Annotated in this window: 16 protein-coding genes; 12 read left to right on the forward strand and 4 right to left on the reverse strand. The window is 68.8% G+C overall.

Annotated elements, in window-relative coordinates; genetic code table 11:
• Positions 1-15 precede the first annotated feature (15 nt).
• Both ASD28_RS06140 and ASD28_RS06145 read right to left on the reverse strand, forming a co-directional pair.
• Positions 16-2,724: a TonB-dependent siderophore receptor gene (locus tag ASD28_RS06140; RefSeq protein WP_056125386.1), complete on the reverse strand. Its 2,709-nt coding sequence runs from the start codon at positions 2,722-2,724 to the stop codon at positions 16-18.
• 132 nt (positions 2,725-2,856) lie between these two features.
• Positions 2,857-3,360, reverse strand: coding sequence for a MarR family winged helix-turn-helix transcriptional regulator (locus tag ASD28_RS06145; protein ID WP_056125387.1), 504 nt, complete (start codon positions 3,358-3,360; stop codon positions 2,857-2,859).
• A 138-nt stretch (positions 3,361-3,498) separates the two neighbouring features.
• Here ASD28_RS06145 and ASD28_RS06150 point away from each other — a divergent pair, with 138 nt between their 5' ends.
• The 3 genes from ASD28_RS06150 (at position 3,499) to ASD28_RS06160 (ending at position 6,064) form a co-directional block, all read left to right on the forward strand.
• Positions 3,499-4,542 (forward strand): aromatic ring-hydroxylating dioxygenase subunit alpha, encoded by a 1,044-nt coding sequence (locus ASD28_RS06150; RefSeq protein ID WP_056125389.1) that lies wholly within the window; start codon positions 3,499-3,501, stop codon positions 4,540-4,542.
• Positions 4,539-5,486: a PDR/VanB family oxidoreductase gene (locus ASD28_RS06155; RefSeq protein WP_056125391.1), complete on the forward strand. Its 948-nt coding sequence runs from the start codon at positions 4,539-4,541 to the stop codon at positions 5,484-5,486. Before ASD28_RS06150 ends, ASD28_RS06155 begins: the two co-directional genes overlap by 4 nt.
• Before the next feature lie 74 nt (positions 5,487-5,560).
• Entirely contained in the window at positions 5,561-6,064 is a 504-nt protein-coding gene (locus ASD28_RS06160) for a MarR family winged helix-turn-helix transcriptional regulator (protein WP_056125393.1), read from the forward strand.
• A gap of 21 nt (positions 6,065-6,085) precedes the next feature.
• On the opposite strand, the gene ASD28_RS06165 is transcribed toward ASD28_RS06160, so the two are convergent.
• The gene (locus ASD28_RS06165; RefSeq protein ID WP_056125394.1) at positions 6,086-7,645 is read right to left on the reverse strand and encodes an acyl CoA:acetate/3-ketoacid CoA transferase; all 1,560 of its coding nucleotides are present in this window, start codon (positions 7,643-7,645) and stop codon (positions 6,086-6,088) included.
• A 127-nt stretch (positions 7,646-7,772) separates the two neighbouring features.
• Here ASD28_RS06165 and ASD28_RS06170 point away from each other — a divergent pair, with 127 nt between their 5' ends.
• Genes ASD28_RS06170 through ASD28_RS06185 form a run of 4 tightly spaced genes read left to right on the forward strand, consistent with a single transcriptional unit; the run spans position 7,773 to position 12,462 of the window.
• Complete coding sequence (locus tag ASD28_RS06170; protein ID WP_056125397.1) at positions 7,773-8,561, forward strand: crotonase/enoyl-CoA hydratase family protein; 789 nt, start codon at positions 7,773-7,775, stop codon at positions 8,559-8,561.
• A gap of 28 nt (positions 8,562-8,589) precedes the next feature.
• A complete protein-coding gene (locus ASD28_RS06175) occupies positions 8,590-10,446 on the forward strand; it encodes a feruloyl-CoA synthase (protein WP_056125398.1) in 1,857 nt (618 codons plus the stop codon).
• A complete protein-coding gene (locus ASD28_RS06180; protein WP_056125400.1) occupies positions 10,443-11,687 on the forward strand; it encodes a thiolase family protein in 1,245 nt (414 codons plus the stop codon). Before ASD28_RS06175 ends, ASD28_RS06180 begins: the two co-directional genes overlap by 4 nt.
• Positions 11,688-11,697: 10 nt before the next feature.
• Positions 11,698-12,462, forward strand: a complete 765-nt coding sequence (locus ASD28_RS06185; protein WP_056125402.1) for an SDR family NAD(P)-dependent oxidoreductase — start codon at positions 11,698-11,700, stop codon at positions 12,460-12,462.
• Here ASD28_RS06185 and ASD28_RS06190 read toward each other — a convergent pair.
• On the reverse strand, positions 12,410-13,372 hold the full coding sequence (locus ASD28_RS06190; protein WP_056125409.1) for a LysR family transcriptional regulator: 963 nt from the start codon (positions 13,370-13,372) through the stop codon (positions 12,410-12,412). The genes ASD28_RS06185 and ASD28_RS06190 overlap by 53 nt on opposite strands.
• A 143-nt stretch (positions 13,373-13,515) precedes the next feature.
• Here ASD28_RS06190 and ASD28_RS06195 point away from each other — a divergent pair, with 143 nt between their 5' ends.
• From ASD28_RS06195 to ASD28_RS06215, 5 genes are read left to right on the forward strand one after another with little or no spacing between them, the layout of a single operon-like run.
• Positions 13,516-15,231 (forward strand): CocE/NonD family hydrolase, encoded by a 1,716-nt coding sequence (locus ASD28_RS06195; RefSeq protein WP_056125410.1) that lies wholly within the window; start codon positions 13,516-13,518, stop codon positions 15,229-15,231.
• Positions 15,228-16,382: a CapA family protein gene (locus ASD28_RS06200; RefSeq protein WP_056125412.1), complete on the forward strand. Its 1,155-nt coding sequence runs from the start codon at positions 15,228-15,230 to the stop codon at positions 16,380-16,382. Before ASD28_RS06195 ends, ASD28_RS06200 begins: the two co-directional genes overlap by 4 nt.
• Positions 16,379-17,470 carry a 2-hydroxyacyl-CoA dehydratase family protein gene (locus ASD28_RS32260; protein WP_056125414.1) on the forward strand — a complete coding sequence of 364 codons (1,092 nt, stop codon included), beginning with the start codon at positions 16,379-16,381 and terminating at the stop codon, positions 17,468-17,470. The genes ASD28_RS06200 and ASD28_RS32260 overlap by 4 nt, the downstream gene beginning before the upstream one ends.
• A complete protein-coding gene (locus ASD28_RS06210; protein WP_056125416.1) occupies positions 17,467-18,777 on the forward strand; it encodes a 2-hydroxyacyl-CoA dehydratase family protein in 1,311 nt (436 codons plus the stop codon). Before ASD28_RS32260 ends, ASD28_RS06210 begins: the two co-directional genes overlap by 4 nt.
• Entirely contained in the window at positions 18,774-20,024 is a 1,251-nt protein-coding gene (locus ASD28_RS06215) for a CaiB/BaiF CoA-transferase family protein (protein WP_056125418.1), read from the forward strand. Before ASD28_RS06210 ends, ASD28_RS06215 begins: the two co-directional genes overlap by 4 nt.
• The last annotated feature ends 18 nt before the right edge of the window (positions 20,025-20,042 follow it).

A 20,042-nucleotide genomic window follows, 5' to 3' on the forward strand; every position in this document is an offset into this window, starting at 1 on the left:
AGGGTCTCCAGGGTTTCAGAAGTGCTTGTTGAGCGAGAGCGACACGATGCGTCCCACCGGGTTGGTCAAGGTCGGGTCGAAACCGCCGCCGCCGTTGCTGCTCTGCGCGATGTTCACGAACGGCGGGCGGCGGTCGAACAGGTTGTTCACGTTCAGCGCCAGCGTCGTGTCCTTCAGGAAGCCGGCATCGAACCGGTACGCGACCTGCGCGTCGACGGTGGTATTGCTCGCGACTTCCTGCAGCGGCGCCGCCAGGTTGTTGTCGTAGGCGTTCTGGTAGTTCACGTAGACGTTGGCGTTCCATGCATCCAGGTTCCAGGTCGAGGACAAACGAGTCTTGAAGCGCAGCGGATTATAGATCCGGTTCAGCTGGTCGACGAGCGGGGCCCCGGACGTCACCGCCACTTGGTACTTCGTGAAATACGTGCCGCTCGCGCCGAAGCCGAAATCGCCCAGGTCGCCGGCGGGCACGCGCGTGCTGGCCGTGAAGTCGACGCCGCGCGCGAGCGACTTGCCCAGGTTGTTGGCGCTGCCGTCGACGTACAGCGTCCAGTTCTCGGGCAGCACGCCGAAGGCCGGGTACTGCGCCTTCATCTGGGCCACCATGGCGGCGGACGGGTTGCGCACGATGATGCCGGTGCCGGCGAACTGCGCTTCGCGGTTCAGCAAGGTCAGGTCTGACAAATAGCTCGTCACCTGGTTCTCGTACTTGATGTCGAAGTACGTCAGCCCGAGCTTCGTATGGTGGCCGAACGCCGGTTCCCAGTCGATGCCGAGCGACTTCGTGGTCGCCGTTTCCGGCTGCAGGTTCGGGTTCGACGCCGACCGCGCGACGCCCACGCGCAACGCGCCGCCGTTGGCCGGGTCGGAATAGTTTTGCACGAACAGCGCGCCGCGGCCGTTGTTGACGGGCGTGTTCACCTCGGCCAGCAGCGGCGCGCGGAACGACGTGCCATAGCTGCCGTGCACGACGACGCCTTGCACCGGCGCCCAGTTGAAGCCGACCTTCGGATTGTTCGTGCTGCCGACGTCGCTGTAGCGGTCGGTGCGGGCGGCGATGTCCAGGTCGAGCCGGTAGATGCCGGGCATGGCGTTGGCCGCGCCGACCAGCGGTACCGCCAGCTCGGCATACAGGGACTTGATGTTGCGTCCCAGTCCCATGCTGCTGGCGATGGGCGCGTCGGTCGTGCCGAACGTCGAGCCGACGTCGGTGCGCAGGCGCTGGTATTCGAAACCCGCCGCGGCGCGCACGCTCCCGCCGGGAATGGCGAACAGGGGACCGTCGGCCTTGACCTGCGCATTCTGGAAGATCGTCTGGCCGGGGGCGATGAACAGGCCGTTCGCGATCCCTGCGAGCGTGGCCGGGTTGTTCGGGCCCCCGAACACGTTCAGCGCCGTCGCCGGATTCGTGTCCGCCAGCGCGACCGCGACGGCGCCGCTGTTCAGGCCATGCACGGTCGCGGACTGGTCGTTGTTCTTGCCCCACGTGTAGAGGGCACCCGCCTTCCAGCCGGCGGCCAGCGTCTTGTCGATGCCGACGGTGGCTTCGAACGAGCGCGAATAGCCGGTCGCGGTGTCCGGCGCCAGCTGGCCGGCGAACGACAGCGCGACGTCCTCCGCCGTGCCGGCCGGCGCGCCCGCGGGCCGCACGTAGAACGGGTTGCTGTTCGGGACGGTGACGGTCGACGACGGCGAGCCCGGCTGCATGCGGTATGTGCGGCGCGTGGCGAAGCCGTCCGCGAACAGTGCGTAGCCGTTGCCGAGGTCCTGGTTGAACGTGAAGGTGGCGCTGTTGCGCTCCTGGCGCGGCAGGATGTCGGCGTACTGCAGGTTGTCGCACTTGTTGACGGTGCCGGAGGCCAGGCTGCCGGCGTTCGCCGGCGTGACGCCGCCGGAAGGAATCGCGTACGACGTGCCGCCGATGAGGATATTCCCGGGTGCGCATTGCGTGGAACGGAAGTCGCCGCCGCCGCGGGCGCGCAGGTCGCCCCGGAAGAAATCGCGATCGCGCCCGTTCAGCGCCGTATGGACATCGTTCTGCACGGTGGCGACGACCTGGCCGCCGCGCCACCGGTGTCCCAGCAGCGCGCCGACCTGGTGCTCGTGGTAGCCGTCCGCCGTGCCGTAGCGTACGAAGCCTTCCGCGCCTTCGACGTCGCGGCGCAGGATCAGGTTCACGACGCCGGCCACCGCGTCCGAGCCGTAGATGGCGGAGGCGCCGTCGGCGACGATCTCGACGCGCTGCAGGGCCAGCATCGGAATGATCGACGGATCGATGCCGGAACCGGTGGTCCCCTGGGGCACGACGCGGTGGCCGTTGACGAGCGACAGCGTGGCATAGGGACCGATGCCGCGCAGGTTGACCGACGACCCATAAGTGATGTTGCCGGCGCCGCCCGCCTGGCCGCGCGACGATTCGGACACGCCGAGGTTGAACACCTGCGGCACTTCCTGCAGCAGATTGGCGGTGCTGACGGCGCCCGATGCCTCGATGTCGCCGCGCGTGAGCGACACCACCGTCGAGCCGACCGGCGCCACGCCGCGGATGCGGCTGCCGGTGACGACGACCTGCTCCGGCTGCTCGCCGTTGTCCGATGCCGCCGGCGCCGTCTGTGCCTGCGCGCCCGCGGCCATGGCGGCGCAGGCACAGAAGACGGCGAACGCGACGCCGGACCGGCGGGGAAAGGTGTGCGTGGACTTGATCGTGCGTGCCGCGTTGGCCATCCTGTGTCTCCAATTAAAGTTATGAAATATACTAATTTCATTCTATAACTAAAAATCGGAGGTTGTAAAGTTGGTTACGGCGCGGTCCGCGGACGGAAGCGCCGATGTTCGACGATACGGAAGCGTGGGTCCTTACACGTCGTCGGAGGCGGCGGGAAGTGCCAGCGGCGCGCGGCTTTGTTCGTTGTTGCCGTTGACGAGTTTGGCCAGCAGGTGCATGAACACGTCCTGCTCGCGCGTGCTCAGGGGCGCCAGTATCCGGTCGCGCAGGCGCTGGGCGCCCGGTTCCAGCGCCGCCAGCAGGCCCGCGCCGGCGGGCGTGATGGTCAGGGCGCGCTGGCGCCGGTTATGCGGAATCACCTCGCGTAGCAGAAGGCCCTTTTCTTCGAGCCGGGCGCAGACGGTGGCGCCGGTGGAGGTGTCGATGGCGGCGAGGCCCGCCAGCGAGACCTGGTCGATGCCGGGATGATCGGCCAGGCGGCTCAGGATCGCATACTGGACCGGCGTCAGTTCGCCGCTCATTTCGTCATGGAAGAGGGACACCGAAATCTGCTGGGCGCGGCGCAGCAAATGGCCGGGGTGCTGGTACAGGTCGAGCGACGATCCCTGATCGTCGGGCACGCGTTTGCTTGGCATGTTGAGGGCTGCTTCTGGTGCGGCGCACCATCGAAATAATCCGGATCACCAGTTTACTTCGGCATCGATGCGCGCGATACTTTTTAAAACATTCAGCGCACTGAATGTTAGTTGAATATTCGACGACAAGGAGACAAGATGTTCCCCAGGAATGCGTGGTACGTGGCCTGCACGCCCGACGAGATCGACGGCAAGCCTCTCGGTCGCCAGATCTGCGGCGAAAAGATGGTGTTCTACCGGGGCGAGGGCGGCAAGGTCGCCGCGGTCGAGGATTTCTGTCCGCACCGGGGCGCGCCCCTGTCGCTGGGCTTCGTGCGCGATGGCCACCTCGTATGCGGCTACCACGGCTTGCAGATGGGCTGCGACGGCAAGGCCGTGGCCATGCCCGGCCAACGCGTGCGCGGGTTTCCCTGCATCCGCAGCTATGCGGTCGAGGAGCGCTATGGCTTCATCTGGGTCTGGCCGGGCGACAGGGCACTGGCCGATCCGGCCACGATCCACCATCTCGAGTGGGCGGAGAATCCGGAATGGGCCTATGGCGGCGGGCTGTATCACATCGGCTGCGATTACCGCCTCATGATCGACAACCTGATGGACCTCACGCACGAGACGTATGTGCACGCGTCCAGCATCGGCCAGAAGGAAATCGACGAGGCGCCCGTCACGACGAAGGTCGAAGGCGAACAGGTGGTGACGAGCCGCTTCATGGAGAACATCATGCCGCCGCCGTTCTGGCAGGCCGCGTTGCGCGGCAACGGTCTCGCCGACGACGTCCCGGTCGACCGCTGGCAGATCTGCCGCTTCAATGCGCCGAGCCACGTGATGATCGAGGTGGGCGTCGCCCATGCCGGCAAGGGCGGCTATCACGCCGACCCGGCGCACAAGGCGTCGTCCATCGTGGTCGACTTCATCACGCCGGAGACGGAGACGTCGCACTGGTACTTCTGGGGCATGGCGCGCAACTTCAAGCCGGACGACGCAGCGCTGACCGAGACCATCCGCGCAGGACAGGGCAGGATCTTCAGCGAAGACCGCGCCATGCTCGAACTCCAGCAGCAGAACATCCTGCGCCATCCGGAGCGCAAGCTCCTCATGCTCAACATCGACGCGGGCGGCGTGCAGTCGCGCCGCGTCATCGATGCCTGGCTGGCACGCGAGCGGGCCGGGGAGGCCGCGGCATGAGTGCCTTGAACGTGCGCGTCGCGCGCAAGACCCGGGAAGCGGAGGCAATCTGCAGCTACGAACTGGTGCCGGTCGACGGCGCCGCGCTCCCGCCGTTCGCGGCCGGCGCGCACGTCGACGTGCACCTGCCGAACGGCCTGGTGCGCCAGTACTCGCTGTGCAACGCGCCCGGCGAAACGCACCGCTATCTGATTGCCGTCCTGCGCGCTGCGGACTCGCGCGGCGGCTCGCAGGCCATGCACGACGACGTCGACGTCGGCACGCTGCTCACGATCAGCGCGCCGAAGAACCACTTTCCGCTCGTCGACGCGGCGCGCACGCTGCTGCTGGCGGGCGGCATCGGCATCACGCCGATCCTGGCGATGGCCGAGACGCTGGCGGCAGACAGGGCGAAGTTCGAATTCCACTATTGCGTGCGCTCGCCCGAGCGCGCCGCCTTCCTGGAGCGCATTCGCAGCGCCGGATTCGCCACGCAGGTCCAGGTTCACTACGACGCCGACCGGACGCTCGACCTGGCCAGCCTGCTGGCGGCGCCGCAACCCGGCACGCATCTCTACGTCTGCGGCCCGCAGGGCTTCATCGACCACGTGCTGGACAACGCGAAGGCACGCGGCTGGTCCGCAGGGCAGCTCCACGTCGAGTACTTCGGCGCCGCGGCGGCCGACACCGGCGGCGACCAGCCTTTCGACGTGCGGCTCGCAGCGAGCGGCCGGGTCGTGACGATCCCCGTGGGCCGGACGGTACTCAAGGTGCTGGCCGAGCAGGGCGTGGACATCCCGTATTCATGCGAGGAAGGTGTGTGCGGCACCTGCCTGACGCGGGTGCTGGAAGGCGTGCCGGACCACCGCGACCTGTACCTGACCGACGCGGAGCGCGCGGCCAACGACCAGTTCACGCCTTGCTGTTCGCGTGCGCGGACCCCGCTGCTCGTGCTGGACCTCTAGCGGCGACCTGGCTATGGCGCTTCGTGCGATGCATTTTTACTTTATAATGATTTTCTTTTGCAACGTTCATGCCGATGGCCACTCGCCAAAACGCCAAACTCGTCACTGCCGTCCAGGAAGCCGCTGGGCAGCCGCTCGACCAGAGCCTCCTTCTGAGCCTGGTCGGCTATAACTGCCGCCGCGCCTATCTGACCATCGTTCCGCATTTCGAGGAACGGATGAAGAAGTTCAACCTGCGCGCGGTCGATTTTTCCGTCCTGAGCCTGCTCAACGCGAATCCGAACATCACCCAGAAGCGCCTGTCGAAGGCCGTGAACGTGTCGCCGCCGAACCTGGCGATCCTGCTGGACAAGCTGGAAGAGCGCGGCCTGCTGGTCCGCCAGCGCAATCCGCTCGACAAGCGCTCGCAGACGCTGGTGCTGACGCCCGAAGGCACGCGGCTGTGCGCCAAGGCGGAGAAGACCGTGTCGGAGCTGGAGCTGGAAGCGACGGCCATGCTGACCGACGCCGAACGCGCCGAACTGGTCAAGCTGCTGCAAAAGATCTTCCTGCACGACGAGGACGACGCGCAGGCCTGAGCCCGCGCGTTGTTTGCGCTGTCAGCGCGCGGCGAGCGCCTGCGCCAGGCCACCCCACACCGGCATGAACAGGCGCGCGTCCATCGTGCGCACGTCGCGCACGATCGGCGCGAAGCCCATGTGCGCCAGCACGTCGCGCTCGAGATCGACGCCGGGCGCGATCTCCGTCAGTTCCAGTCCGTCCGCCGTCAAGCGGAACACGGCGCGTTCCGTCACGAACAGCACGTCCTGGCCGCGCTGCACGGCATCATGGCCATTGAAGGTGATCTGCTCGACCCGTTCGATGAACTTGCGCGAGCGGCCTTCCTGCGCGATGCGCAGGCGGCCGTCTTCCACCGCCACGTCCAGCCCGCCGGCCGTGAAGGTTCCGCAGAAGACCAGCTTGCGCGTCGAGCGCGTGATGTTGATGAAGCCCCCGCAACCCACGGGCCGGCCGTTGAACATGCTGACGTTCACGTTGCCGTGCACGTCGGTCTGGGCGAGGCCGAGGAAGCTGGCATCGAGTCCGCCGCCGTCGTAGAAATCGAACTGCGCCGATTGGTCGATGATGGATTCGGCATTGTAGGCGAGGGCGAAATCGCCGCCCTGGGCCGGAATCCCGCCGTTGACGCCGCTCTCGATGCTGAGGGTGAGCAGGTCCGACACGCCTTCCTCCGCCGCGATCGACGGGATGCCGGCCGGGATGCCGATGCCGAGATTGGTGATCGCGCCGGGCACGAGCTCCAGCGCGGCGCGGCGCGCGATCACCTTGCGCTCGTCGAGCGGCATCGGCGCGAGCGAGCGCACCGGCACGCGCACGTCGCCGCACAACGCCGGATTGAACCCCGTGCTGATCGACTGCATGTGTGATTCCGGCTTGGCCGTCACCACATAATCGATCAGGTAGCCCGGCACTTTCACCCGCTTCGGATGCAGGCTGCCTTCCTGCACCACCCGTTCCACCTGCGCGATCACGATGCCGCCGCAGGCGCGCGCCGCCTGGGCGATCTGCAGCTGCTCCAGGTGCACGCCTTCCTTGTCCAGCGTGAGGTTGCCCTTTTCGTCCGCGACGGTGCCCCGGATGATCGCCACGTCGATCCGCGGGCAGGGGTAGTGCAGCCATTCCTCGCCGGCGAATTCGGTCAGGTGCACCAGGTCCTCGGCCGCGCTGGGATTGAGCTTGCCGCCCTGCTGGCGCGGGTCCACGAACGTGCCGAGTCCCACCTTGGTCAGCAGGCCGGGCGTGCGCGCCGCCATATGCCGCGTCAGGTGCGACAGCGACCCTTGCGGGAAGTTATAGGCCTCCACTTCGTTCGCAAAGATCATCCCCATCAATTCCTTGCCGGTCTGGCCGAAGTGGCCGGCCACCGTGCGCCGGATCATGCCCTTGTGGGCGAAATGCACCATGCCGCCGGTGCCGCCATTGCCGATCGCGCCGCAGGCCCAGGTGGTGAGATTGCGCGGATGGCCCTCGGCCAGGAAGCGCCGCTCGAGCGCGATCAGGACTTCTTCGGCCAGTCCCATCATGGCCAGGCCGCCCAGGAAGATGGTGGATTCGTCGCGAACCAGGGCGGCGGCGCCGTCGGCACTGATGACTTGCATGGTTGTCTCCAGATAGAGTTTCGGTGTAATGGTTATCGATCATAAACAATTTGCTTGCGGATCGCAATAAATTCGTTATAGGATATAACCATTACGACTCAACAGATTCATTTGGAAAGCCAGGACAATGAGCCAGAAACCGGATACCCCATTGCTAAGCATCGAAACGGTCGGCGCCGTGGCAAAAATCACGCTGTGCCGCTCGGCCAAGCGCAACGCACTCAGCGACGACCTGGTGCGCGAGCTGCGGCTGTGCTTCGAATCCCTCCCGGACACCGTCCGCGCCGCCGTGCTGCTGGGCGACGGCCCGGCGTTCTGCGCGGGGCTGGACCTGTCCGAGGTCCGCGAAAACAACACGACGCAGGCCGTGTTCCACTCCCGCATGTGGCATGCGGCGTTCGAGGCCATCGGCTTCGGCCGCGTGCCCGTGGTCGCGCTGCTGCACGGCGCCGTCGTGGGCGGCGGCCTGGAACTGGCGAGCGCCTGCCACGTGCGGGTCGCGGAATCCTCGGCGTTCTATGCGCTGCCGGAAGGGTCGCGCGGGCTGTTCGTCGGTGGCGGCGGCTCGGTGCGCATCGCGCGCCTGATCGGCGTCGCGCGCATGACCGACCTGATGCTGACGGGACGCGTGCTGGACGCCGCCGAGGGCCACGCCGCCGGCATCAGCCATTACCTCGTGGCGCCGGGCGAGGGCCTGGCCAAGGCGATGGCGCTGGCCGAAAAGATCGCCGGCAATTCGCCGATGACCAATTACGGCGTGATGCACGTGCTGCCGCGCATTGCCGACCAGTCGATCCAGGACGGCCTCATGACGGAAGCGCTGATGGCGTCGGTCGCGGCCAGCGACCCGGAAACGCGCCAGCGCCTCGCCGCCTTCCTCGATGCCAAGACCAACAAGGTCCGCCAGACCGGCTGATCCGACAACACATCCACAAGGAGACATCATGGCGAACCAGGCTCGCTACCGCCCGGTGCATTTCGCCCGGGCCGCGGTGGAAGTGCGGGAAACGCCGGACGCGGTCCATGTCCGAGCGCGCGCGCCGCTGCTGCCGTATGCGGTACGCACCACCGACCGTCTGCTGCACTGGGCGGAAACGGCGCCAGACCGCAGCTACATGGCGCGCAAGGAGGCCGGCGCGTGGCGCCACCTGAGCTACCGCGCCGCATGCGATGCCGCCCGCGCACTCGGCGAGGCCCTGCTGCAGCGGGGGCTGTCGGCCGAGCGCCCGGTGCTGATCCTGTCCGGGAACGACCTGGAACACGCGCAGCTGGCGCTCGCGTGCCAGTACGCCGGCGTGCCCTATGCGCCCGTGTCGCCGGCCTACTCGCTGCAGTCGCAGGACTTCGGCAAGCTGCGCCACGTGGTCGAGCTGCTGCGCCCCGGGCTCGTTTTCGCCTGCGACGGCGGCGCGTATGCGGCGGCGATCCTGGCCGCGGTGCCGGTGGAGACCGAGCTGGTGCTCGTGCACGACGCCGTCCCCGGCCGCGCCGCGACGGCGTTCGCCAGCCTGCGCGCGACGCCGCCCACCGCCGCGGTGGACGCGGCCCGTGAAGCGACCGGGCCCGACACCATCGTGAAATTCCTGTTCACGTCCGGCTCGACGCGGATGCCGAAGGCCGTCATCACCACGCAGCGTATGTTGTGCGCCAACCAGCAGATGCTGCTGCAGTGCTGGCCCTTTCTCGCCGAGGAACCGCCCGTGCTGCTCGACTGGCTGCCCTGGAACCACACGTTCGGCGGCAGCAAGGACGTCAACCTGGTCCTGTTCAATGGCGGCACGCTGTACATCGACGACGGCAAGCCGACGCCGCAGCACATCGGCATCACGCTCGAGAACCTGCGCGACGTGGCGCCGACCATGTACTTCAACGTGCCCAAGGGCTGGGAAGAGGTTGCGCACGCGCTGGCGCGCGATGCGGACCTGCGCCAGCGCTTCTACAGCCGGCTCAAGTTGCAGTTCTATGCCGGCGCCGCGTTGTCGCAGCCCGTGTGGGACCAGCTGCACGCCAGCGCCGAACAGGAATGCGGCGAGCGGATCGTCATGACGACGGGCCTCGGCATGACGGAAACGGCGCCGTGCGCGATGTTCGTGCTCGACAACGAGGCGCATGCGGGCGAGTTGGGGACGCCCTGTCCCGGCATGGAGGTCAAGCTGGTGCGGGAAGGGGACAAGCTGGAAGTGCGCTACCGCGGCCCGAACGTCACGCCCGGCTACTGGCGCGCGCCGGAGGAGAGCGCCGCCGCGTTCGACGAGGAAGGTTTCCTGCGCTCGGGCGACGCGGTCAAGTGGCGCGACCCGGCGCGGCCGGACCTGGGCCTGCTGTTCGACGGCCGCGTGGCGGAGGACTTCAAGCTGGCCACCGGCACCTGGGTGAGCGTGGGGCCCCTCCGGGAGCGCGCCATCCGCTCGGGCGCGCCGTACCTGCAGGACGCCGTCGTCACGGGTCACGACCGCAGCGAGCTTGGCCTGATGATCATCCCGCGCCAGCCCCTGTGCCGCGAACTCGCCGGGTTGCCGTCATCGGCGCCGGTGGCCGACGTGCTGGCCGCGCCGCCCGTGCTGGCCTTCTTCCGCGACGTGGTGCAGACGCTGCACGACGGGGGCAGCGGCAGCGCCACGCGCGTGCGGCGCGCCTGCCTGCTGCACGACGTGCCGGACATCGACCGCGGCGAAATCACGGACAAGGGATCGATCAACCAGCGCGCGATGCTGACCCACCGCGCCGCGCTGGTGGAAGCCCTGTACGCCGGCACCGCGCCGTCCTTCATCCAACCCAACGCTAGCGGGAACTTGAAATGAGCCTTTACTCCGCCTACGACGACATCTGGATCCTCGACGGCGTGCGCACGCCCTTCGTGGACTACTGCACCGGCTTTTCTGCCGTTTCGCCGACCGATCTCGGCATCAAGGTCGCGCGCGCCGTGCTGGAACGCGCCGGTGTGGAACCGGCGCAGGTCGGCTCCGTCCTGTCCGGGAACATGGCGCCCGGCGACTGCTTCCAATACATGATCGCGCGCCACATCGGCCTGTACGCCGGCGTGCACCAGCAGGTCACGGCGCTGAACGTGCAGCGCATCTGCGGCACCGGCTTCGAGCTGTTCCGCCAGGCCGCGGACCAGGTCAAGCTGGGCTACGCCGACACCGCGCTGGTGGTCGGCACCGAAAACATGACGCGCAACCCGATCGCGGCCTTCGGCCACCGCACCGGCTTCAAGCTGGGCGCGCCCGTCGAGTTCCAGGATTATATGTGGGAGGCGCTGATCGATCCGGCGCCCGGCATCACGATGCCGCAGACGGCGGAAAACCTCGCGGTGCGCTACGGCGTCAAGCGCGAGGAAGTGGACGCCTACGCCTCGCGCAGCTTCGCGCGTGCGGTCGCCGCCCAGGCGCGCGGTTTTCACGCCGGCGAGATCGTCCCGGTCGCGAACGAGACCTTCGACCTGGAAGGGTATGCGCGGCGCACGCTCCGCCTGACCGGCAAGCAGAAGGAACTGACCGTCGACACGCACGTCCGGCCATCGCCGGTCGAGGTGCTGGCGGGCCTTCGCGCGCTCTACCCGGGCGGCGTGCAGACCGCGGGCAACAGCGCGGCGCTGGTCGACGGCGCCGGTGCCGCCATCGTCGCCAGCGGGGAGGTCATGCGCGGCCGCAGCCGTCCGCCGCTGGCGCGCCTGCTGGCCTGCGGCGTCGCCGGCGTGCCGCCTGAGATCATGGGCATCGGCCCCGCGCCGGCGATCCGCCTGCTGCTGGAACGGAGCGGCCTGCGCCTGGACCAGGTCGGGCTGTTCGAGATCAACGAGGCGCAGGGCGCGCAGGTGCTCGCGGTCGCGCGCGAGCTCGGGCTCGACGAGGAGCGCCTGAACGTGAACGGCGGCGCGATCGCGCTCGGCCACCCGCTCGCCGCCACCGGCATGCGCCTGACCATCACGCTCGCGCGCGCACTGCGCGAGACCGGCCGCCGCTACGGCGTGGCGTCGGCCTGCATCGGCGGCGGCCAGGGCATCGCGCTGCTGCTCGAGAACCCGGATTCGGACAACTGAAGGAGAGACTATGCAACTGGCAGGACATGCCGCCCTGGTGACGGGCGGCGCATCGGGCCTCGGCGCCCAGACCGTGCGCGAACTGGCGGCGCAGGGCGCGCGGGTGGCGATCCTCGACGTCAACCTGGAGGCCGCGCAGGCGCTGGCGCAGGAGGTCGGCGGACTCGCGCTGCACTGCGACATCTGCGACAGCGCCAGCGTGGAAGCGGCCCTGCGGGCGGCGGCCGACGCGCATGGCGGCGCGCGCATCCTGGTCAACTGCGCGGGCATCGGCGGCGCGCGCCGCCTCGTCGGGCGCGACGGCACCCCGATGCCGCTGGAGGACTTCAGCCGCATCGTCCAGGTCAACCTGATCGGCACCTTCAACGTGGTGCGCCTGGCCGCGGCCGCGATGGTCGCGGAGGAACCGCTGGAAGACGGCGAGCGCGGGGTCATCATCCTGACCTCGTCGGTGGCCGCGTACGACGGCCAGGTCGGCCAGGAAGCCTACGCGGCATCGAAGGGCGGCCTGACGTCGCTGACCCTGCCGCTGGCGCGCGACCTCGCGCAGTTCGGGGTGCGCGTGGTGACCATCGCCCCGGGCCTGTTCATGACGCCGTTGCTGTACAAGCTGCCGGAAGAGGTGCAGCAGTCGCTGGCCGCATCCATTCCCTTCCCGAAGCGGCTGGGCAAGGCGGACGAATATGCGCGCCTCGCCGTCCACGTCGTCACGAACCTGTCGCTCAACGGCGAGGTGATCCGCCTCGACGGGGCGCTGCGTCTGCCGCCACGCTGAGCGCCGCGCGGCGAAAACATTCGATCAGGTGCTCGACCGGGGCGGACAGCACCCGGTCGGCGCGCCGCACGATCACCAGCTCGCGCGCCAGCGGCATGCGGGCCGGCAGCGCCGCCAGGCCGGCCTGGAGCGCTTCCTCGCGGTGCAGCCGCGGCACCAGCGTCACGCCGAGGCCCGCGCCCACGAGGGCCAGCGCGGTGCGGATCTGCTCGACGACGAAACGCGGGCGCAAGGTCACGCCGGCCTGCAGGGCCGCGTGTTCCACGTCCCGCTGCAGCCGGCCCGTGCCGCCCAGGATCAGCGGCACGTCCGCCAGGTCGCCCCAGCCGGCCGATTTGCGCGCCGCCAGCGCGCTGTCGGGCCGGCACACCACCACGAACGGATCGTGGAGCAGCGATTCCGTCACCAGGTCCCCTGGCTCGGTGGGCCGCGCGGCCACGCCGAAATCGACCACCCGGTCCTGCACCCAGGCCGCCGCCTTCGCGCTGGGGATGTCGTGCAGGCTCACCTGGAAGTCCGGATAGTCGCGGTAGAACAGCGTGAGCGCCTGGGCCGCGAGACCGGCCGCCACCGATGGCACGACGGCCAGCGACGTGCTGCCGCGATGCGTATCGGCGGCGTCCCCGATGCCGCGCATCGCATGCTCGAAATTGCGCACCAGGTCTTCCGCCACCACGGCGAGGCGCTCGCCCTGGACGGTCAGGCGCAGCGAGCGGCTGCTGCGGTCGAACAGGGACAGGCCCAGTTGCTGTTCGATCTTGGCCACGGTCGCCGACAGCGACGGCTGCGAGATCCCGAGCCGCCTCGCGGCCGCGGAAAAACTCGCGCAACGGCTTGCCATCGCGAATACCTCCAGCTGGCGGATCGTCAGGTTCGTGCTGCAGCCGGTTTCCGCTTTACTATCGATCATATTTATGAATAAATTGGATAGATAAACAAGGCATAGAGTACACCTTAAGCCGCGTCGGCGGAACCTGGAAAAACATGCTTGCCTTTCCGGCATATTACTTATAAAGTATAAGCATTAAAACTCAAAAGCAGTAGGAGACTACAATGGCATCGACGATGCGCCGCGCACTGCAGGGGATGTTCTGCGCGCTGGTACTGACAGCCGGGACGGCCAACGCCACCGGGCCCACCGGGTTTGGCGCGCCGCTGCCGGCCGCCGTCCATGAGATCGAGCGCAGCTCGTTCTACATCCCGATGTCGGACGGCACCCGGCTGGCCGCCGACGTCTACCGGCCGAAGGCGCCGGGGCGTTACCCGGTCATCCTGCACGCCAGCGCGGCGCGCAGCCGCCCGTCCGACACGGACGACAGGTCGGGCGCCGGCGGGTTCTCCACGCAGATGATCAACCTGGCCCGCTACGGCTACGTGTTCGTGGTGGTCGAGCGGCGCGGCCTGGGCGCCTCGTTCGGCACGCGGCGCGGCTACCACGACCGCACCGAGGCGCGCGACGCCTACGACCTGACCGCCTGGGCCGCCACCCAACCGTGGTCGCAGGGCGCGGTCGGTGTGTTCGGCTGCTCGAATACGGGCGACGCCGCGATGCACTTCCTGACCACGACGACCCACCCGGCCCTGAAGGCCGTGTTCGCGGGCTGCTTCAACTGGGATAAATACAGCGGCGGGCGGCGCGGCGGCGTGCTGGCCAACTGGGGCACCGGGCCGCAGTCCAGCGTCGAGCAGGACCTGCGCACCGCGATCCCGGTCGACGGTGACGACGCGCGCACCCTGCTGCGCCAGGCGGCCCAGGACCATGCGCGCAACACGCCGCTGCTGGACCTGTGGTCGGGCATGCCGAACCGCGGCGACGTTTCGCCGCTGACCGGTACGCCGTTCTGGGAGGAGGGCAGCATCGCCACGTATGGCGACACGGTGCGCAAATCCGGCGTGCCGGTCTACATCCAGGCCGGCTGGCAGGACGACTTCCGGGCCCAGGCGTTCATCACGCTGGCCAACCTGACGCAGCCGACGAAACTGATCGTCGGCGACTGGGGCCATTGCTACAGCAAGGATTTCTCGATGGCGGCCGAGGCACTGCGCTGGTTCGACCACTGGCTCAAGGGCGCCGACAACGGCATCATGCAGGAGCCGCGCGTCCATTACGAGACGGTGAACGCGGGGTGGCGCACGGCCGATGCATGGCCGGTCCCGGCCAGCCATCCCGTCAAGGATTTCCTCGGCGCGGGCAGCCTGGACATGCGCGAGCCGGAACCCGGCAAGCTGTCGTTCAAGGTCGACTACCAGCCCGTCTGCGCGCGCGGCACGGGCCTCGGTCCGACCTGCCCGCAGGACGACAAGGGCCTGACGTTCACGAGCGCGCCGCTGGCCGCCGACATGGAACTGACGGGCCACCCGGTCGCCGACCTGTGGCTGTCGTCCAGCGTGGAGGACGGTCCCGTGTTCGCCTACCTCGAGGACATCGCGCCCGGCGGCGCCATCGCCATGGTCAGCGAAGGCCGGCTGCAGGCGCGTCACCGCAGGCTGGCGCCGGCGCCGTTCGCGCTGCCGGGCATTCCCTGGCACAGCTTCGACAAGGACGACGTGGAAAACCTCGTGCCGGGACAGGCCGCGCGCTTCGCATTCGACCTGCTGCCAGTGTCGTGGGTATTCAAGGCCGGGCACCGCTACCGCCTGACCATTACCGGCGCCGACCCGCGCGAAAAACTGCGCAAGACGTACGCGCCGGCCCCGACGTGGACCGTGTGGTTCGACCGTGCGCATCCGTCGCAGCTGGTGCTGCCGCTGGTGGGGGCGTCGTCATGAATGACCTTTCCCTGCTGATGGTCGGCGACCTCGTGCTCGATGAACCCGATCCGGACCGCTTCTTCGACGACGCCCGCGCCGTGCTGTTCGGCGCGGACCTCGTGGTCGGGCACGTGGAGACGCCGTACACGCTGCGCGGCAAAGAACAATCCGGCGACGTGCCGGCGGAAGCGGCCGACCCGGCGAAGCTCGCGAGCCTCGCACGGGCGGGCTTTCACGCCGCCAGCCTGGCCGGCAACCACGTCTACGACCAGGGCGAGGAGGGCGTGGCCGACACCATCGCCGGCCTGTACGCGCACGGCATCGCGCCGTTCGGCGCCGGCGTGGATCTCGCGGGCGCGCGCCTCCCGGCCATCCTCGAACGGGGCGGCCTGCGTGTCGGCTTCCTGGGCTATAACTGCGTCGGACCGCGCCTGTCGTGGGCCGGCCCGGACAAGGGCGGCTGCGCGTACGTCCAGGTGATCTCGCACTACGACCCGGAAGGCGCCAATCCGGGCGGTCCGCCGCAGGCATTCACGTTCCCGGTCCCCGCGACGCTGGATGCCATGCAGGCCGACATCGTGGCGCTGCGCCGGCAGGTCGACATCGTGGTGGTCTCGCTGCACAAGGGGCTCGTGCACACGCCCGCGCAGCTGGCGATGTACGAACGCCCGGTGGCACGCGCCGCGATCGAGGCGGGCGCCGACATCGTGGTCGGCCACCATCCGCACATCGCGCGCGGCATCGAATTCTACAAAGGGCGGCCGATTTTCCACGGGCTGGGCAACTTCGTCACCGTGACGCGCGCGCTGAACGTGGAGGGCAACGACCACCCGGCGCGCCTCGCGTGGGCCGAGCGGCGGCGCAAGCTGTTCGGCTTCGTGCCCGATCCGGACATGCCTTGCTATCCGTTCCATCCGGAGTCGCGCAACACCATGATCGCGGATTGCCGCATCGCGCCGGACGGCCGGGTCAGCGCGGGCTTCCGGCCGTGCTGGATCGGCGACGACGGCGCGCCCCGTGTGCTCGGCAACGACGCGCAAGGGCGGGCAGTGGCCGGCTACCTGGCCGACATCGGCCGCGTGGCCGGCATGGACACGGTGTTCCGCTGGGAGGGAGAACGCGTCGTCGTCGTGCCGGGCGGCAGGGATCCGATGGGAGCGATGGCATGAGCGCGCTCGAGATTTTGCAGAAGGCGTGCGCGCAGCCGTTCGCCGCGGCGCATGCGGCGAAGGAGGCGGGCCGGCGCGTCGTCGCCTACCTCGGCACCTCGGTCCCGGTGGAACTGATCCGCGCCGGCGGCGCGTTCGCGTTCCAGGTGGCCGGCGATCCGTCGCTGCCCGCGCCGTTGTCCGACCTCTACCTGGACGACGAATACGATGGCGAGATCCGCTCGCTGTTCGACCGGATCGGCGGCGGCGCGTGCGACGTGGCCGACCTGATCGTGATCCCGCGCGCGTCGAACGGCCTGCTGTACCTGTATTACAGCCTGCTCGAGCTGCGCCGGCTGGAGCCGCGGCGGCGCTTTCCCGAGCTGCTGCTGTACGACGTGCTGAACACGCCGAACTGGGCGACGGCGCGTTACGTACTGGACCGCACCCGCACGCTGCATGCGCGGCTGGGCGGTTCTGTCGACGACGTGCGCGCGTCGATCGCCCTCGGCAACGAACAGCGGCGCGCGCTGCACGCGCTGAACGCCCGCCGGCGCGCCGGTCGGCTGCGCGGCAGCACGTGGTGGACGGCGTTGCGCGCGTCGCGCGTGATGGAACCGCAGGCCTGGCTCGACGCGGTGCGCGCGCTGGTGGACGAGGCGGCGCCGGCGCGGCGCCTGCTGCTGAAGGGCTATGGCCAGGATACGCCGGCCCTGTACGCGCTGGCGGAATCGCTCGGGGCGAACATCGTGGCCGACGACCACCTCGGCGGCGAGCGCACCGTGCAATGGCTCGTCGACGAGACGGCGGAACCGCTGGCCGCGCTGGCCGGGCACTACCAGTCGCGCGTGCCCACCATCCGTTCGTATCCACAGGGGGCGGAGGACGCCGCGTGGCTGGCGTTGCTGGGGGAGAGCAGGGCGCAGGGCGTGCTGTTCTACCACGAGGAATTCGACGATACCTTCGGCTGGGACGTGCCGGCCCAGGTCGATCGTCTCGCCGCGCCCGGCCTGCCGCACGCGCTGCTGGCGCGCCAGTCCTACCACGCGCCGGACCGGGACGCGCAGCGCGCCGTCCTGGCCGGCCTGATCGAAAGCCTGCCCACATGAGCCGTCCCGTCCCCACCCGCCTCGCGTCGACGCTGGCGGCCAACGCCCACCAGAAGGAAGAATTCCAGGCGTTCCGCCGCCGCGTGCTCGAAGACGGTGAACCGTACGTCATCTCGGACGCGGTGGCGCCGGCCGAGATCCTGCACGCGATGGACATCCACGTGACGCCGGTCGTCTGGTACTCGGCCATCATCGCGGCCAAGCAGCTGTCGCCGTATTACTTCGAGCAGATGGATGCCCGCGGTTTCCACGACCGCCTGCCGCGCTATACGAGCCTGCCGCTGATGAGTACCCTGGACGGCGATCCGGAGCGGGCGCCGTACGGCGGCCTGCCGAAGCCGATGATGATCCTCTCGCGCTTTCGCGACGACTATGGCCAGCGCATCAGCGAACTGTGGTCGCGCGCGTACGGGGGCGTGCCGGTGTTCGGCCTGGACGCCAGCTCCAGCACGGCGCTGGGCCCGCGCTGGTGGGAGCGCGGCCTGCGCGACTGGGAAACCCTGTACGAGCCGCACCGCCTGGATTTCCAGGTCGAGCAGCTGGAAGGGCTAATCCGGACTGCCGAGACGCTGTCCGGCCGCAGCTTCGAACCGCTCGAATTCATGCGCCAGATGCACCGTATTAACGAGGCCGGCGAGATCGTGGCCGACATCCGCGACATGCTGGCCCGCGCGCGTCCGCTGCCGGTGCCGCTGACCGAACAGCTGGCCAACGTGATGGCGCCGACGTGGGACCGCGGCAGCGCATGGTCGGTCGCCCACCTGAAGGCGTTCCGCGCAGAGTTGCGCACACTGATCGGGCAGGGCGCCGCGGCGTGCCCAAACGAGCGTCTGCGCCTGCTCTGGGTCGGCAACGGGCTGTGGTTCAACACCGGTTTCTACCGCGCCTTCGAAGAAAAGTACGGCGCCGTGTTCGTGTGGACCATGTATTCGAACTTCCTGTCGGACGGCTACCGCCGCTACTTCCGCGACGACCCCGCACACGCGCTGCGCGCGCTGGCCTCGCGCCACATCAGCATGAACGAGCAGCTGCACGTGCCGCCGTGGATGGGCGACTGGATCGTCGAACAGGCCCGTGCCTACGGGGCCGACGGCGCCGTGATGCTGGTGCCGAAGCACGACCGCATGGGGTCCCTCGGCTCGCGAATGACGAAGGTCGCGCTCGAACGGGCCGGCATCCCGGTGGTGGAGCTGCACGCCAACATGGTCGACGCCCGCATGTGGGACGACGCGGCCATGCGAAAAAAGGTTGAAGAATTCATCGAACAGCGCCTGTTGCGCGGTTCAACAACAACGGAGACAGCATGAGCGAAGACACGACGCTCCCCCGCCCGCTCGAGGGCATCACGATCCTGGACCTGACGACCGCGCTGGCGGGGCCGTACGCGACCCTGATCCTGGCCGGCCTCGGCGCCCGCGTGATCAAGGTGGAGAACCCGCGCAACCCGGATTCGGCGCGCACCAATTCGCCCTATCTGGGACGCGAAGGCCTGAAAGTCACGCGCGAGCACGACGACGACCTGTCGCTGGCGATGCTCGAGCGCGGCCGCAACAAGGAAGCGGTGACCCTGAACATGAAGCACCCCGAGGGCCGCGCGCTGTTCCTCGACCTGGTCAAACATGCCGACGCGGTGGTCGAGAACTACAGCGCCGGCGTGGCCGACCGGCTCGGCATCGGCTACCGGGCGTGCGCGGAAGTCAATCCGCGCATCGTGTTCACGTCGATCAGCGGTTTCGGCGCAAACGTGCAGCCGCGCCAGAACAAGGCCATGGACAATATCGTGCAGGCGATGAGCGGCATGATGCTGGCGTCGGGGAATCCGGGCGATCCGCCGGTCCGCACGGGCATCCCGTTCGGCGACCTGTCCGCACCGCTGTTCGCCGCGATCGGCACCCTGGCCGCCCTGATGCAGGCGCGCGCCACGGGCCGCGGCCAGCACGTCGACGTGTCGCTGCTGGGCGCCCTGTCGTCACTGGTGGCCGCCGAGCCGTTCGAGATCATGGCGAAACTCGGGCACCCGACCCGCGCCGGCAATTTCATGGCGCGCCTCGCCCCGTTCGGCGTGTTCCCCACGTCCGACGGCTATATCGCGATCTGCGCGCCGAAGGACGACTTCGTGTCCGGGCTATTCCGCGCGATGGACCGGCCGGACCTGATGCAGGATGCGCGCTTCGCCACCCGCGACGCGCGCGTGCGCAACCACGTCGAGCTGCACGACATGGTGAGCGCCTTCACCCGCACCATGACGACCGACGCGGCGGCCGATCGCCTGACCGATTTCGACGTGCCGAACGGCCCCGTGCGCGAACCGGCCGAGGCCCTGCGCGATCCCACCCTGCTGGCGCGCGGCGAAACGGCGAAGCTGCAGCATCCGGTGTACGGCGCCGTCGAGGACATCGTCGTCGGCGGCCTGCCGATCCGCATGTCGGGCGCGTTCACCGGGTTCGACAAGCCGGCCGTGACGCTCGGCGCCAGCAACGACGACGTGTACGGGCAGATGCTGGGCCTGGACGCCGAACGCATCGCCGCCCTGGCGCGCGACGGCGTGATCTGATGAATAAAAACGGAGGAG

Origin of the sequence: Massilia sp. Root133 (genome assembly GCF_001426525.1) — a bacterium.
GTDB classification, from domain to species: domain Bacteria; phylum Pseudomonadota; class Gammaproteobacteria; order Burkholderiales; family Burkholderiaceae_D; genus Telluria; species Telluria orientalis.